The organism is Streptomyces sp. NPDC102360 (assembly GCF_044766085.1).
In the GTDB taxonomy this organism is placed as follows: domain Bacteria; phylum Actinomycetota; class Actinomycetes; order Streptomycetales; family Streptomycetaceae; genus Streptomyces.
This window is the reverse complement of sequence record NZ_JBIWLG010000012.1, coordinates 123429-138452: the sequence shown is the minus strand read 5'-3', so window position 1 is coordinate 138452 and position 15024 is coordinate 123429. Positions and strand designations below refer to the sequence as shown.

Below are 15024 nucleotides of genomic sequence, written 5' to 3'. Positions count from 1 at the left end.
AATCGACTATCCGGGGGGCCACTGCAGGCCACGGCCGCCGAGGACGTGGGCGTGTGCGTGGAAGACGGTCTGGCCTGCGCCGCTGCCGGTGTTGAACACGATCCGGTAGCTGTCCAGCTTCTCTTCCTTCGCGACCTCGCCGGCCTCGCGCAGCACGTCGGCGGCGATTTCCGGTTCGGCGGCGGCGAGGGAGGCGGCGTCGGGGTGGTGGACGCGGGGGATGACCAGGACGTGGGTGGGGGCCTGGGGGTTGATGTCCCGGAACGCGACGGTGGACTCCGTCTCGCGGACCAGGGTGGCGGGGACGTCCCCCGCGACAATCTTGCAGAACAGGCAGTCGTCCATGTGGGTCCCCTCGGCGGTGGTGTGTCGTATGGCCGCATCGTATCGATGAGGCTGCCACGGAAGATCAAGCCCCTGCGGCGATTGAGCAGCGGGGTCCGGGGCGGAACCCCGATCTTTTAAGCCCCGCCGGCGATTGAGGCGCGGGGTCCGGGGCGGAGCCCCGTGGGCGTAACCACTACTCCCCCGAAACCCGCGGCAGCGTGGGCGGGGACTTGGCCGGGTTCTCGACCAGCGCGGCCAGCGCGATGCGGATCGCCTCGTCCAACTGCGGGTCACGGCCCGCCGCCGCGTCCTGGGGAGCCATCACCACCTCCACGTCCGGGTCCACCCCATGGTTCTCAAGCCCCCACCCGTAACCCTCCATCCACGTCGCATACTTCGGCTGCGTGACCAACGTCCCGTCCACCAGCCGGTACCGGCTGTCGATGCCGATGACGCCGCCCCACGTACGTACGCCCACGACGGGACCGATGCCGAGCGCCTTGATCGCCGCGTTGACGATGTCGCCGTCGGATCCGGAGAACTCGTTCGCCACCGTCACCACCGGCCCGCGCGGCGCGTCCATGGGATACGTGAAGGGGCGGCTGTCGCGCGGCAGGTCCCAGCCCACCACGCGGCGCGCCAGCTTCTCCACGACGAGCTGCGACGTGTGCCCGCCCCGGTTCTCCCTGACGTCCACGACAAGCCCGTCCCGCGCGACCTCCACGCTCAGGTCCCGGTGGATCTGGGCCCAGCCCGGCGCCTGCATGTCGGGGACGTGCAGATAGCCGAGCCGGCCGTCCGACCGCTCGTGGACGTACGCCCGCCGGTCCGCGACCCACGCGTGGTACCGCAGCGGTTCCTCGTCGTCGAGCGGCACGACGATCACGTGGCGCGGGTCGCCGCCACCGGCCGGCGAGACGGTCAGTTCCACCGGCTGGTCGGCGGTGCCGACCAGCAGCGGCGCGGGCCCGGTCACCGGGTCGACCGGCCGCCCGCCCACCGCGACGATCGCGTCCCCGGCGCGCACGGCGACACCGGGCGCGGTGAGCGGGGAGCGGGCGCGCGGGTCGGAGGTCTCGGACGGCAGCACCCGGTCGACCCGCCAACTGCCCTCCTCGTGACGGGAGATGTCGGCGCCGAGCAGCCCCTGCCGGCGCGCGGCGGAACCCCGCCCGCCCCTCGGCATCACATACGCGTGCGAGGTCCCCAGCTCACCCTGCACCTCCCACAGCAGATCGACGAGGTCGTCGTGGGTGGCGACCCGGTCGAGCACCGGTCGGTACCGGTCGAGGACCCCGTCCCAGTCCACCCCGTTCATGTCGGCGCGCCAGAAGTTGTCCCGCATGAGGCGTCCGGCCTCGTCGTACATCTGCCGCCACTCGGCCGTCGGGTCGACGGTCTGGCTGACCCTGGAGAGGTCGACGGTGATGTTCGTGTCGCTGTCGTCGTCGTGTGCGGGGCGCCGGTCGCTGGGGACCACCTTCAGGGCCTCGCCGGTCCACAGCAGCACCCGCTTGCCGTCGCCGCTGACCTCGAAGTGCTCGGCGTCGGGGCCGATCTCCTCGATGCGCTGCTGGACCAGGTCGTAGCGTTCCAGGCGGGTCTTGGGCTCCGGCGCGTCGAGACCGGCCCGGGAGTCGCCGAGCACACCGCGCACCGGGTGCCGCAGCCACAGCACGCCGTCCTTGGCCGTACGCAGCCCGGAGTAGCGCGCGGCCTCCACCGGGAACGGCACGATGCGGTCGAGCAGGCCCTCCAGGTCGACGCGGGTCGCGGGCGCGCCCTCGCTGTCCGGCGTCTCCTCTTTGTCAGGGGTGTCGAAGGGGCGGCCGTGCCGCTGTGGCCCGAACGGCGAGGGCGTCGTCGCGGCGAGCGTGATCAGGTGCGGGCGCGAGCCGCTGACGAACGCGAGGTCGAAGGCGTGCTCGTCGTAGACCGGGTCGAAGGAGCGCGCCGACAGGAACGCCAGGTGCTTGCCGTCGAGCGTGAACGCGGGCGCGTAGTCCCGGAACCGCAGCGGGGTCGCCTCGCTGACGGACAGGTCGGTGGCGTTGGCGAGCTTGAGCTGGCGCAGGTCGTGCGGTCCCGGGTGCGACCAGGCGAGCCACGCCGAGTCCGGCGAGAACGCGAGCCCGGTGGCGTTCCCGTCCTCGCTGCGGTCCACTTCCCGTACGTCGCCGCTGTCGCGCTCGACGAGCAGGATCCGGCCGTCGTGCGAGGCCACGGCGGCCCGGCCGCCGTCCGGCGCCACCGTCAGGGCGAGCACCCGGCCGAGCCGGCCCGCGCCGAGCCTGCGCGGTGCGGCGGCAGGGGCGGCGCCGGTGGCGGGCGCGAACTCCAGGGCGTCGTCGCCCTCGGCGTCCGTCACCCACACGACGTGTTCCTCGCCGTCCACGCGGAAGGTGTGCGGGAGCCGGGCCCGTACGCCCGGTTGGGCGGCGAGGGCGCGGGCGGGGCCCGCGCGGTGGGTCACCCAGTGCACGGCGCCGCGTACGTTGACGGCGCTGCCGCGGCCGGTGTGGTCGGGGGACGCGGCGCCGAACCAGTTCGCGGCGTCGACGGGCCGCGGCTGGAGATCGACGCGCTGGCCGCCGAGGCGGATGTCGAGCCGCCGCGCCTCCACGCCCTCGTCGAGGCCGTCGACGATCCACAGCTCACCGGCGCTCGCGTACACGACGCGCTCACCGTCGGTGGCGGCATGCCGCGCGTAGAAGCCCTCGACGGACGTGTGCCGTCGCAGGTCGGATCCGTCGGGGAGGGAGGAGTAGAGCGCGCCGACACCCTCGTGGTCGGAGAGGAACGCGACGCGGTCCCCCACCCACATCGGGCACTCGATGTTCCCGTCGAGTTCCGTGTGCAGGCGCCCGAACTCCCCCGCGCCCTCCCGGTCGATCCACAGCTTGCCCGCCGTGCCGCCCCGGTACCGCTTCCACCAGGCGGCCTCCCTGCCCATCGGCGCGGACAGCAGCAGCACCCGGTCATCGGGCCCGAACGCGACGCCGCCCACGGGCCCGTACGGCAGTGTCTCGGCGGGTCCGCCGTCCAGTGGTACGGCCCGCGCCCAGCTGCGGCGCAGCGAGGCCTGGCCGTGCGTGGTGGTGGCGAGCACCCGCCCGTCGGGGGTCCAGCCGCGCACGTTCGTGACCCAACTCCCCCAGTGCGTCAGGCGCTTGGCGGGGCCGCCGGCGACCGGGGCGATGTGCACTTCCGGTGCTCCGTCGCGGCGCGAGGTCCAGGCGACCGTCTCGCCGTCCGGGGAGAGCCGGGGGTGTCCGACGGGCACGTTGTCGGCGCTGACCCGCCAGGCGCGGCCGCCGTCGAGGGGTGCGGCCCACACGTCGTCCTCGGCGGTGAAGACCACCAACTCGCCGTGCGGGTGCGGGAACCGGAGGTACGCAGGAGTCGTCACCCGGCCCAGCCTAAATTTGGCCGCGGCCCACGTCAGCCGGTCTGATCACTTCCCCTTCACTTGCCCTGGAAAGTCGGCGGGGGCGCGGTCACCGTGACGGTCTCGGTCACGGTGCTCGTGGAGCCCGGTTGCGGCTCCTGTGGCTGCGGGTCCTGCGAGGGTTGCGGTTTCGGGTCCTCGGAGGGCGCCGGTTGCTGCGAGTCGTTCGGGGCCGAAGTACTGTCGTTCGCCGCGCAGTTGCCGAGAACGCCGTAGCTGAACCACACCTTGCCGTCGATGCGCGCGATGGTCTTCCCGCGCACACACTTGCCGGCGACGACCCCGTACACCCACCCCTGTACGTTGACGTCCTTGCCGTCCCTGGTCTTCCCCCGGCAGTCGACCTTCACCTCACTGGGCGCCGATTTACCGGAGGGCGTGGGCCCGCTGTACACGGCCGTGCAGCTGAGCCAGGCGACCTTGCCGTGCTGCCGGTTCAGCTCGGTGGTGGCCTGCTGGTCGGTGGTCGCCGCGGCCTCGGACGGGTTGAGGTCGCCCTCGATCGGCTGACACGCGACGCCCGTGGCGACGACGGCAGCGACGAGGACCAGCCCGCCGAACCCTCTCGATCCCCGCATGCACGGCAGAATGCCAGTGGACGTACAGGGTCGGTAGTGCGGTTGCAGCCACTGTGGGCGCAACCGGCGGACGGGACGGCTACCCCCAGCGCCCCGTCCGCCCCAGCAGCAACGCCACCGCCGCCGTTCCGGCCGTCGACGTGCGCAGGACGCTCCGCCCGAGCCGCATCGGGCGGGCCCCGGCCTCCTCGAACACCGTCAACTCCTCGGGCGATACGCCGCCTTCGGGGCCGACGACGAGCACGATCTCACCACTGGCCGGGAGTTCGGCGGAGGCCAGCGCCCCGCTCGGAGCGTCCCGGTCCTCGTGCAGCACCGCCGCGAAGTCCGCCCCGGCGAGCAGCCCGGCGACCTCCTTCGTCGTCGCGGCCTCCCCGACGACCGGAAACCGCACCCGCCGCGACTGCTTCCCGGCCTCCCGTGCGGTGGCCCGCCACTTGCCGAGCGCCTTGAGCCCGCGCTCGCCGCGCCACTGCGTGATGCACCGGGAGGCGGCCCACGGCACGATCGCGTCGACCCCCGTCTCGGTCATGGTCTCCACGGCGAGTTCGCCCCGGTCGCCCTTGGGCAGCGCCTGTACGACGGTGATCCGGGGCTGCTCGTCGGCCTCGACGTGTACGGGCCCCGCCGCCACTTCGAGCCGGTCCTTGCCCTCGCTGCCGGTGACGACGGCCTCGCACCACGAGCCGAGCCCGTCGGTGAGGGTCACCGTCTCCCCGGCCCGCAGCCGCTTCACGGAGACGGCATGGCGCCCCTCGGGCCCGTCGAGCACATACGCGCGGTCGCCGGGTACGGCCCCCTCGACGACGAATACCGGAGCGGTCATCGGGCGGCGCCCGGCTGCGTCAACGCGGCCCGGGCGGCGTCGAGTTCGGCGGCGAGCACCTCCACGAGCTGCCCTGCCGGAAGTTCCCGCGCGAGCCGGTGCCCCTGCCCCGCCCACAGCGCCATGCCCTGCGGGTCGCCGGCCTTGGCGGCGGCCTTGCGCAGCGGCGACGTCATGTGGTGGACCTGCGGGTACGCGGCCGGGGCGTAGGGGCCGTGTTCGCGCATGAACCGGTTGACGAGTCCGCGCGCGGGCCGTCCGGAGAAGGCACGCGTCAGTTCGGTCCGGTTGAACAGCGGATTGGTCATGGCCTGCTTGTGCGGCTCCGGCGCTCCGGACTCCGGGGTGACCAGGAACGCGGTGCCGAGCTGCGCGAGGTCGGCGCCGGCCGCGAGCACCGCGGCGATCTGCGCGCCGCGCATGATTCCGCCGGCGGCGATGATCGGCAGCCGGGCGGCCTCGCGCACCTGCGCGATCAGCGCAAGGAGCCCGACCCCGCTCCCGTCGGCCTCGGGGTTGTCCCGGTGCGTGCCCTGGTGCCCGCCGGCCTCGATCCCCTGTACGCACACCAGGTCGGCGCCTGCCTCCTGCGCGGCCTGCGCCTCCTCCACGGTGGTGACGGTGACGCCGACCTTCGTGCCGACGCGCTGCAGCGCCTGGACGACCGCGAGCCGCGGGCAGCCGAAGGTGAAGGTGACCAGCGGGACGGGGTCGTCGACGAGGATCGCGAGCTTGGCGTCGTAGCCGTCGTCGCCACAGCTGTCGGTCTCGCCGAGCGGGGTGCGGTACCAGGTGGCCTCGCCCGCGAGCTGGTTGCGGTAGACCTCGACGGCCGCCGGGTCGGCGTGCTCGGTCTGCGGCATGAAGAGGTTGACGCCGAAGGGCCTGCCGGTCAGCGCCCGCACCTGTTTGATCTCCTCGTACATCCCGTCGGCCGTTTTGTACCCGGCGGCGAGAAACCCGAGCCCGCCGGCGTCGGCCACGGAGGCGACCAGGGCGGGTTGCGAAGCGCCGCCCGCCATGGGGGCCTGCACGATCGGGAGGGGGCAGAGATCGGTCAGTGCGGAGGACATGCCCGCATCGTGCCACGTCCCCTCCGGGCGGCCGAATCGACGTCACGGGGCTCCGCCCCGGACCCCGCTGGCTCTCGTCATAAGAGCGGGGCTATAAATAGCCCCGCCGGCGTTTGAGGCGCGGGGTCCGGGGCGGAGCCCCGTGACCGTGACGAACGGGTGGCTCAACGGCCGTTGAACGCGTCCTTCAAGCGGGAGAAGAGGCCCTGCTGACCCGGCTGGAACTGCCCCGTGGGCCGCTCCTCGCCACGCAGCTTCGCTAGCTCCCTGAGCACCCTCTCCTGCTCCGGATCCAACTTCTGCGGCGTCATGACCTCGACATGCACGATGAGGTCACCACGGCCACCGCCCCGCAGATGCGTGACACCGAACCCGTGCAGCGGAACCGACTGACCGGACTGCGTGCCCGGCCGGATGTCGATCTCCTCCGTGCCGTCCAGCGTCTCCAGCGGCACCTTCGTGCCGAGGGCCGCCGCCGTCATCGGGATGGTGACCGTGCAGTGCAGATCGTCGCCGCGCCGCTGGAAGGTCGGGTGCGGGAGCTCGTGGATCTCCACGTAGAGGTCACCGGCGGGACCACCGCCGGGGCCGACCTCGCCCTCGCCCGCGAGCTGGATCCGCGTGCCGTTGTCCACACCGGCCGGGATCTTCACCGTCAGGGTGCGACGCGACCGGATGCGGCCGTCACCGGCGCACTCCGGGCACGGCGTCGGGACGACGGTCCCGAAGCCCTGACACTGCGGGCACGGCCGCGAGGTCATGACCTGGCCGAGGAAGGACCGCGTCACCTGCGAGACCTCACCGCGCCCGCGACACATGTCGCAGGTCTGCGCGGAGGTGCCGGGCGCGGCGCCCTCACCGCTGCAGGTCGTACAGACCACAGCCGTGTCGACCTGGATGTCCTTGGTGGTGCCGAAGGCGGCCTCGTCCAGCTCGACCTCGAGCCGGATCATGGCGTCCTGGCCACGGCGCGTACGGGACCGGGGTCCCCGCTGCGACGCCGTGCCGAAGAAGGCATCCATGATGTCCGAGAAGTTCCCGAACCCACCGGCGCCGAAGCCACCGGCCCCACCGCCTCCGCCGGCCTGCGACAGGGGGTCGCCCCCGAGGTCGTAGACCTGCTTCTTCTGCGGGTCGGAGAGCACCTCGTAGGCGGCGTTGATCTCCTTGAAGCGCTCCTGAGTCTTCGGGTCCGGATTCACATCCGGGTGAAGCTCACGCGCCAGCCTTCGGAAGGCCTTCTTGATTTCGTCCTGGGAAGCGTCGCGGCGCACGCCGAGTACGGCGTAGTAGTCCGTGGCCACTTACGACTCCGCCAGGATCTGTCCGACGTAACGTGCCACTGCGCGTACTGCTCCCATCGTTCCCGGGTAATCCATGCGGGTCGGGCCGACCACGCCGAGCTTGGCCACTGCCTCGCCGCCCGAACCGTAGCCGACCGACACCACGGATGTGGAGTTGAGTCCCTCATGGGCGTTCTCGTGACCGATCCGTACGGCCATGCCCGAATCTCCCAGCTCGCCAAGGAGCTTGAGGAGCACGACCTGCTCCTCCAAGGCTTCCAGAACGGGCCGGATGGTGAGGGGAAAATCATGTCCGAAGCGAGTGAGATTGGCGGTTCCGCCGATCATCAGCCGCTCCTCGGACTCCTCGACGAGCGTCTCCAGAAGAGTGGAGAGCACCGTCGAGACCGTGCCGCGGTCCTCCTGCCCGAAGGCCTCCGGCAGGTCCTGCACCAGCTGCGGTACGTCGGCGAACCGGCGGCCCGCGACGCGGCTGTTCAGCCGGGCCCGCAGGTCCGCAAGGGACGATTCGCCGAACGGCGCCGGGCAGTCGATCATCCGCTGCTCCACGCGCCCGGTGTCCGTGATCAGTACGAGCATCAGACGGGCGGGCGCGAGCGACAGCAGCTCGACATGGCGCACCGTGGACCGGGTCAGGGACGGGTACTGGACGATCGCCACCTGCCGGGTGAGCTGCGCGAGCAGCCGCACGGTCCGGCCCACGACATCGTCCAGATCGACCGCGCCGTCCAGGAAGTTCTGCACGGCGCGCCGCTCGGGACCGGCCATCGGCTTCACGGCGGTGAGCTTGTCGACGAAGAGGCGGTAGCCCTTGTCGGTGGGGATGCGCCCGGCGCTGGTGTGCGGCTGGGCGATGAACCCCTCGTCCTCCAGGGCTGCCATGTCGTTGCGCACCGTCGCCGGCGAGACCCCGAGCTGGTGCCGCTCGGTGAGCGCCTTGGAGCCGACGGGCTCCTCGGTGCCGACATAGTCCTGGACGATGGCGCGCAGCACTTCGAGCCTGCGTTCGTTGAGCATCGGCGCACACCTCCAGAAACAGTCGCTGCGATCATCCTGCTTTGGCACTCCCTGTCGGCGAGTGCCAATCGTCCCCGGCTCAGTGTACGGCCGGTGGGTACGGGCCCGGCAAGAGCGCTAGCTTCGAGGTATGGAGTTCGCGCAGGGTATCGATTGGGCGTCGGTGGGGTGGGAGGGGATCGCGCCGAATGTGGGGCGGGTGCGGTTGCCGGGGCTCGACTGCACGAGCGGCCTCGTCGTGGGTGAAGATGCGGCGCTCTTGATCGACACCGGATCCTCACTCCGTGAAGGCGTCCGGCTGCGCGCCGACGCCCGCGCGCTCCTCGGTGCGCACCGGAGAGTGACCCATGTCGCACTGACCCACCCGCACTTCGACCATGTGCTCGGTACGGCCGCGTTCGCGGGTGTCGAGGTGTACGGGGCGGTGGGCATCGACGTCCTCTTCGAGCGCGGTGCCGAGGGGCTGCGCGCCGACGCCGTGCGGCACGGTATCGACCCGGACGCGGCGGCCGAGGCGGTCGACATCCTCGTCACCCCGCCGCACCGGGTGTGCGGCGAGTGGACGCTCGACCTGGGCGGCGGTCTGACGGTGCTGCTCGCGAACATCGGTCCCGCGCACACGGGCCACGACCTGGCGGTCCTGGTCCCCGGCAGCCCTTCCGGACCGGAGATCGTCTTCTGCGGCGACCTGGTGGAGGAGTCGGGCGAACCGCAGGCGGGTCCTGACGCTGCGCCCGGCCACTGGCCGGCGGCGCTCGACCGGCTCATCGATCTGGGCGGCGCGGACGCGGTGTACGTTCCGGGGCACGGTTCGACGGTGAATGCGGAGTTCGTCCGTGCGCAGCGCGCCACATTGGCGGCGCGTTTCGGCGTGTCGTAGCGGGGGGCCTGGGACTTCTCTTATCGTCCCTCGGATGCGCCAGTACTCTGCCGATCTGACACCCCCGTGGAAGCGGAACAAGCCGGCCCCCGAGGTGCCGGCCGAACCGGACCTCGTCGTCGAGGAGGTCACCACGGGTTTCTGCGGAGCGGTGATCCGGGTCGAGAAGACGGCGCAGGGGCCGACGGTGACCCTGGAGGACCGCTTCGGCAAGCTCCGGGTGTTCCCGATGGAGCCGCGCGGCTTCATGATCGACGGCAAGGTCGTCACGCTCGTACGTCCCTCGGGGCCGGCTTCGAGGGGCCCCGCCCGGAGCGCGTCCGGGTCGGTGGCGGTTCCAGGGGCCCGCGCGCGGGTGGCCCGGGCGGGCCGCATCTACGTGGAGGGCAAGCACGACGCCGAGCTCATCGAGCGGGTCTGGGGCCACGACCTGCGCATCGAGGGCGTGGCGGTGGAGTTCCTGGAAGGCGTCGACGACCTCCCGGCGGTCGTCTCCGAATTCGCCCCGGGCCCGGACGCGCGGCTCGGGGTCCTGGTGGACCACCTCGTGCAGGGCTCGAAGGAGTGGCGCATCGCGCAGTCGGTGACGAGTGAGCACGCGCTGGTCGTGGGGCACCCCTACATCGACATCTGGGAGGCGGTGAAGCCCTCGTCCGTGGGCATCGAGGCGTGGCCGCGGGTGCCGCGCGGCCAGGACTGGAAGACGGGCGTATGCCAAGCGCTCGGGTGGCGGGTGGCGAACACGGGTGAGGCCTGGCAGCACATCCTGTCGCGGGTCCACTCCTACAAGGACCTGGAACCGGCACTCCTGGGCCGCGTCGAAGAACTGATCGACTTCGTGACGGCCCCCGCGGCCTAACCCACGGGGCTCCGCCCCGGACCCCGCGCCTCAAACGCCGGCGGGGCTGTTATTAGCCCCTGCGGCGATTGAGCAGCGGGGTCCGGGGCGGAGCCCCGTGGCGTGGGGTCAGTCGACCAGGTCACGGACGACCGCGTCGGCCAGCAAACGGCCCCGCAGCGTCAGCACCGCACGACCCGCCGCGAACGGCCCCGGTTCCAGCAACCCGTCCCGCAGAGCGCCCCGCGCTGCCGCGAGCCCATCCGCCCGAAGCAGCTCCAACGGACAGCCGTCACGGAGCCGTAGCTCAAGAAGGATCCGCTCGACCCGGCGGTCCTCCTCCGCGAGGATCTCCCGCCCGGCCCCGGGCGACCGCCCACCCGCGAGCGCCGCCGCGTACGCCCCCGGATGCTTGACGTTCCACCACCGCACCCCGCCGACGTGCGAGTGCGCGCCGGGCCCGGCCCCCCACCAGTCGGCCCCGCGCCAGTACAGCTCGTTGTGGAGGCAGCGCCCGGCCTCGGACGTCGCCCAGTTCGACACCTCGTACCAGTCGAATCCGGCCGCGCCCAGCACCTCATCGGCGATCAGATAGCGGTCCGCGTGCACGTCGTCGTCGGTCATGGGGACCTCGCCGCGCCGGATCCGCCGCGCGAGCTGCGTGCCCTCCTCGACGATCAGCGCGTACGCGCTGATGTGGTCGGGCCCCGCCCCGAGCGCCGCGTCCAGCGTGGCCCGCCAGTCCTCGTCCGTCTCGCCCGGCGTGCCGTAGATGAGGTCGAGGTTCACGTGGTCGAACCCGGCCGCCCGCGCCTCCGCCACGCATGCCTCGGGCCGCCCCGGCGTATGCGTACGGTCGAGCACCTTCAGGACGTGCTGCCGGGCGCTCTGCATGCCGAACGAGATCCGGTTGAAGCCGCCTGCCCGCAGCTCCGCCAGGTACGCCGGGTCCACCGACTCCGGGTTCGCCTCGGTCGTGATCTCCGCGTCGTCCGCGAGCCCGAACTCGTCGCGGATCGACCCCATCATCCGTACGAGATCGGCGGCGGGCAGCAGCGTGGGCGTGCCGCCTCCGACGAAGACGGTGCGGACCGGGCGCGGGTCGTCGCCCAGGACCTTCCGCGCGAGGCGCACCTCCTCCACCAGCGTCTGCGCGTAGTTGTCACGGGACGCGAGCACGCCGCCCGTGCCACGCAGCTCGGTGGCCGTGTACGTGTTGAAGTCGCAGTAGCCGCAGCGCGTGGCGCAGTACGGGACGTGCAGGTAGAAGCCGAGGGGTCGGGATCCGGCCCCGGCGAGGGCGGACGCGGGCAGCGAACCGTCGTCGGGCACGGGCTCACCATCGGGAAGTGCGGAAGGCATGCCCCCATTGTCCCGCCTCGCGGAAACTCCTGAGCGCACCCGCCCTAGGGTCCTTCTGACGGATCTTGCTGGAGTCGCGGGCCCTGGCACGCACATCTGCTGCGTTGTCGTCGGTTGCCAACGCTCCGCGTTGACGCCCTCCTCCGCCTTGCAGCTGCACGCACCAGACCCCGCTTGCGGAGCCGAAAGGTGCGGCCTCCCGCATCCAGCCTGATCCGTCAGAAGGACCCTCCCCCTCACTGCGCCTGGAGCACCAGCAGCGCCAGGTCGTCGTCCGGCGGGCTGTCCCCGAAGGCGTGCACGAGCCGCCGGATCCGCTCCGCGAGCAGCGGCGCCGTCAGGCCCGCGCACCCGGCGAGCGCCTGCGCGAGTCCGTCCCCGTCGTCGAACTGGAGGGCCCCGCGGCGCCGCTCCGTCACCCCGTCGGTGACGCCGAGGAGCGTGTCCCCGGTGCCCATCACGAACGTTTCGCTTGTGTAGTCCGGGTCGTCGACGACACCGAGCAGCACCTGCGGGGTGGCCGCGGCGGCGACCTCCCCGCCGGGCCGCATGAGCAGCGGCAGCGGATGCCCGGCGGAGGCGATGGTGCAGAGCACGCCGTCCTCGGTGGGGGTCAGCTCGCCGTAGAGGAGCGACAGGAAGCGGGAGGTGGAGCCCTCCGGTGGCACGCCCCGGCCGTCGGCGGCGGCGAGCGCGCGGGCCGCGGCGTCGGAGGCCTCGGTCGCGTCGTCGAGCAGCAGCCGGTTGAGCCGGTCGAGGACCTGCGAGACCTGGTACTCCTCCCGCGCGAGCAGCCGCAGCCAGGGGCGTACGAGCCCGATGACGACGGCGGCCTCCGGCCCCTTTCCCTGGACGTCGCCGAGCGCGAAGCACCAGCGTCCGGCGCCGGCCGGGAACACGTCGTAGAAGTCGCCGCCGGGGCCGCCCGCCTCCTTCGGCTCGTACACGAGGGCGGTCTTGACGCCGGGGATCTCGGCCATGGACGTGGGCAGCAGGCCGTTCTGCAGGATGCGGCTGATGGTGGCCTGCCGGGTGAAGCGGCGGGCCGCGCTGACGGCGAGGGCGACGCGCCTGCTGAAGTCCTCGACGAGCCCGGTGACCTCGTCGGGGAAGCGGTGCAGCCCGGCCCGCCCGATCAGCAGGATGCCGAGCGCGCGGCCGCCCGCGGAGAGCCGGTAGGCGACCGAGGCGCCGGTGTCCTGGGTTCCCGGGCCGCCCTGTCCGTCGAAGGGCCAGGGCACGGGGACGGCGCCGGAGAGCCGGTCGGGCAGCCGCGGGGGTTCCTTCTCCAGGAGCCCGCGGAGCTCCTCGATGCGGTGTTCGTGGGTGTGCCAGACGCGGGCGAGCCGGGGCAGCTGCATCGGTCCCGCGCCCAGTACGTCGTGTTCGACGACGCCCGGCAGGCCGCGCCCCTCCTCCTCGTAGAACCAGATGGCGCACCAGTCGGCGAGCCGCGGGACGAGGAGCTGGCCGACGAGCGCGGCGACCATGTCCTCGTCGAGCTGTCCCGCGAGCAGGTCGGAGGCCTCGGCGAGGAAGGAGAGCGCGCCGCGGTTGATCCAGTCCTGGTCCTGGGGGGCGCGCCGGGACGCGGGTGCCAGGATCTCCGCGGCGCGCAAGCCCCTCTGCAGGCTGCGCACGCGGGCCGGGGTGTCGGGAATCTCCGCGGCGGCCGGCGGGGCGTCGGCGGGGACGCGGGCCCAGACCGTCTTGGTGCCGTGACCGTAGGTGATGCCCCACAACTCGGCGAGGGAGGCGACGAGTTGGAGGCCGCGACCGTATTCGGGGGTCTCCGGTGAGCGGAAGGCCCGGTCGTTGCGGACGGCGCGGGCCGGGTGCCGGTCGGTGACCTCGACGACGAGTCCCGCGGTGGCGCTGCCGTCCGGTGCGGCGCCCTCCAGGCGGCACAGGAGGTCGACTCCGGTGCCGGCGTGCACGACGGCGTTGGTGACGAGTTCGCTGAGTACGACGGTCGCGTCGTCCATCAGGCGTCCGTCGAGGGTCAGGGACACGGAGAGTTCGGGCAGTTCGGTCCAGTCGGCGAAAGCAGCGCGCAGGAACCGGCGGGCGGCAGCGGGCGCGAGCGGGTTCCCGGGCAGCGACGTGCGCGCGACGATCGGCTCCCCGGTCGGCTGCTCGGGCGCGGCCGGGGCGCCGAGAGCGCTCTCCCGCTGAATCGGAATGGAACCCACGTTTCGGCTCCTGCGTAGTTGTGGCAAAGACGCCTCAGGCGACACCCACAGAGTGACAGACTGACCACGCCCATAAGCGTGGAGTTACCTAAGTAGGCCGCTATGAGTGAGAACAGTGGTATGCGTGCACCTCAGAAGGGCTACGGTGACGAAACCATCCGTGCGAGCGATCTCCGGCCGTTGCTGGCCGCACTGACGGCTGCCCGGGACGGCACGTTCACGCATGTACCGATCGCCGGTGACGGGATCGTCGGTGAGCTCGGCGCGACATTCAACCAGCTCGCGGACCGCAGCGTGCACTTCAACACCGAACTCGCGCGGGTGCGGCGGGAGATCACCCGGCACGGCCGGCTCGACGAGCGCCTGGAAGCGAGCCCGGGGCAGGGCGCCTGGGTGACCCGGGTCGGCGACGTGAACACCATCGTCGACGCGCTCGTCGCGCCCACCGCGAACGCCACGCGGGTGCTGGAGGCGGTGGCGGGCGGTGACCTGACCCAGCGTGTGGACCTGCACGACGGCACTCGCCAACTCCGGGGTGACCTGCGGCGGTTGGGGCGTTCGGTCAACAAGATGGTGGACCAGCTCTCCCTGTTCACCGGCGAGGTGACCCGGGTGGCCCGCGAGGTGGGAACCGAGGGCCGGCTCGGCGGGCGAGCCAAGGTGACGGGCCTGTCCGGGAGTTGGCGCCATGTGACCGAGGCGGTCAACACCATGGCGTCACGGCTCACGGCGCAGGTGCGGGACATCGCGCTCGTGACGACGGCGGTGGCGCGGGGCGACCTGACGCGCACGGTGACGATCGAGGCGACGGGCGAGCTGCTCGAGCTGAAGCTGACCGTGAACACGATGGTCGACCAGCTCTCCGCCTTCGCCGACGAGGTCACCCGCGTCGCCCGCGAGGTCGGCACCGAGGGCCAACTCGGCGGCCGCGCCCAGGTCCGGGGCGTATCCGGGGTCTGGAAGGACCTCACCGACAACGTCAACTTCATGGCGTCGAACCTGACCTCCCAGGTCCGCAACATCGCCCAGGTCACGACCGCCGTGGCCGACGGCGACCTGAGCCAGAAGATCACGGTCGACGCCCAGGGCGAGATCCTCGAACTCAAGTCGACGATCAACACGATGGTCGACCAGCTCTCCGCCTTCGCCGACGAGGTCACCCGCGTCGCCCGCGAGGTC

General features: G+C 72.2%; 12 protein-coding genes. 3 read left to right on the top strand and 9 right to left on the bottom strand.

The features are described from left to right. Positions 1-6: 6 nt before the first annotated feature. The 7 genes from ACIRHA_RS34855 to hrcA all read right to left on the bottom strand — a co-directional run bounded on the left by ACIRHA_RS34855 (position 7) and on the right by hrcA (position 8573). Entirely contained in the window at positions 7-345 is a 339-nt protein-coding gene (locus tag ACIRHA_RS34855) for a histidine triad nucleotide-binding protein (protein WP_403854180.1), read from the bottom strand. A 175-nt stretch (positions 346-520) separates the two neighbouring features. Continuing rightward, positions 521-3736 carry a PDZ domain-containing protein gene (locus ACIRHA_RS34850; RefSeq protein WP_403854178.1) on the bottom strand — a complete coding sequence of 1072 codons (3216 nt, stop codon included), beginning with the start codon at positions 3734-3736 and terminating at the stop codon, positions 521-523. Positions 3737-3792: 56 nt separating this feature from the next. Then, positions 3793-4353, bottom strand: a complete 561-nt coding sequence (locus tag ACIRHA_RS34845; protein ID WP_403854176.1) for a hypothetical protein — start codon at positions 4351-4353, stop codon at positions 3793-3795. A 79-nt stretch (positions 4354-4432) separates the two neighbouring features. Beyond that, positions 4433-5179, bottom strand: a complete 747-nt coding sequence (locus ACIRHA_RS34840) for a 16S rRNA (uracil(1498)-N(3))-methyltransferase (protein ID WP_403854174.1) — start codon at positions 5177-5179, stop codon at positions 4433-4435. Beyond that, positions 5176-6252: a nitronate monooxygenase gene (locus ACIRHA_RS34835; protein WP_403854172.1), complete on the bottom strand. Its 1077-nt coding sequence runs from the start codon at positions 6250-6252 to the stop codon at positions 5176-5178. Before ACIRHA_RS34835 ends, ACIRHA_RS34840 begins: the two co-directional genes overlap by 4 nt. A gap of 164 nt (positions 6253-6416) precedes the next feature. Beyond that, positions 6417-7556: a molecular chaperone DnaJ gene (gene dnaJ / locus ACIRHA_RS34830; RefSeq protein ID WP_403854170.1), complete on the bottom strand. Its 1140-nt coding sequence runs from the start codon at positions 7554-7556 to the stop codon at positions 6417-6419. Then, complete coding sequence (gene hrcA, locus ACIRHA_RS34825) at positions 7557-8573, bottom strand: heat-inducible transcriptional repressor HrcA (protein ID WP_403854168.1); 1017 nt, start codon at positions 8571-8573, stop codon at positions 7557-7559. It abuts the gene before it with no gap. A gap of 130 nt (positions 8574-8703) precedes the next feature. On the opposite strand from hrcA, the gene ACIRHA_RS34820 reads away from it, so the two are divergent. Both ACIRHA_RS34820 and ACIRHA_RS34815 read left to right on the top strand, forming a co-directional pair. Continuing rightward, positions 8704-9453, top strand: a complete 750-nt coding sequence (locus ACIRHA_RS34820; protein ID WP_403854166.1) for an MBL fold metallo-hydrolase — start codon at positions 8704-8706, stop codon at positions 9451-9453. 34 nt (positions 9454-9487) lie between these two features. Next, the gene (locus tag ACIRHA_RS34815; protein WP_403854164.1) at positions 9488-10312 is read left to right on the top strand and encodes a DUF3097 domain-containing protein; all 825 of its coding nucleotides are present in this window, start codon (positions 9488-9490) and stop codon (positions 10310-10312) included. Between the two features lie 108 nt (positions 10313-10420). On the opposite strand, the gene hemW is transcribed toward ACIRHA_RS34815, so the two are convergent. Next, entirely contained in the window at positions 10421-11653 is a 1233-nt protein-coding gene (gene hemW / locus ACIRHA_RS34810) for a radical SAM family heme chaperone HemW (protein ID WP_403854162.1), read from the bottom strand. A 236-nt stretch (positions 11654-11889) separates the two neighbouring features. Next, positions 11890-13845: a SpoIIE family protein phosphatase gene (locus tag ACIRHA_RS34805; protein ID WP_403854160.1), complete on the bottom strand. Its 1956-nt coding sequence runs from the start codon at positions 13843-13845 to the stop codon at positions 11890-11892. Between the two features lie 102 nt (positions 13846-13947). Between ACIRHA_RS34805 and ACIRHA_RS34800 the strand changes: the two genes are divergently transcribed. Continuing rightward, positions 13948-15024, top strand: a 1077-nt coding sequence (locus tag ACIRHA_RS34800; protein WP_403854158.1) for a HAMP domain-containing protein, incomplete at its 3' end; no start/stop codon positions are given.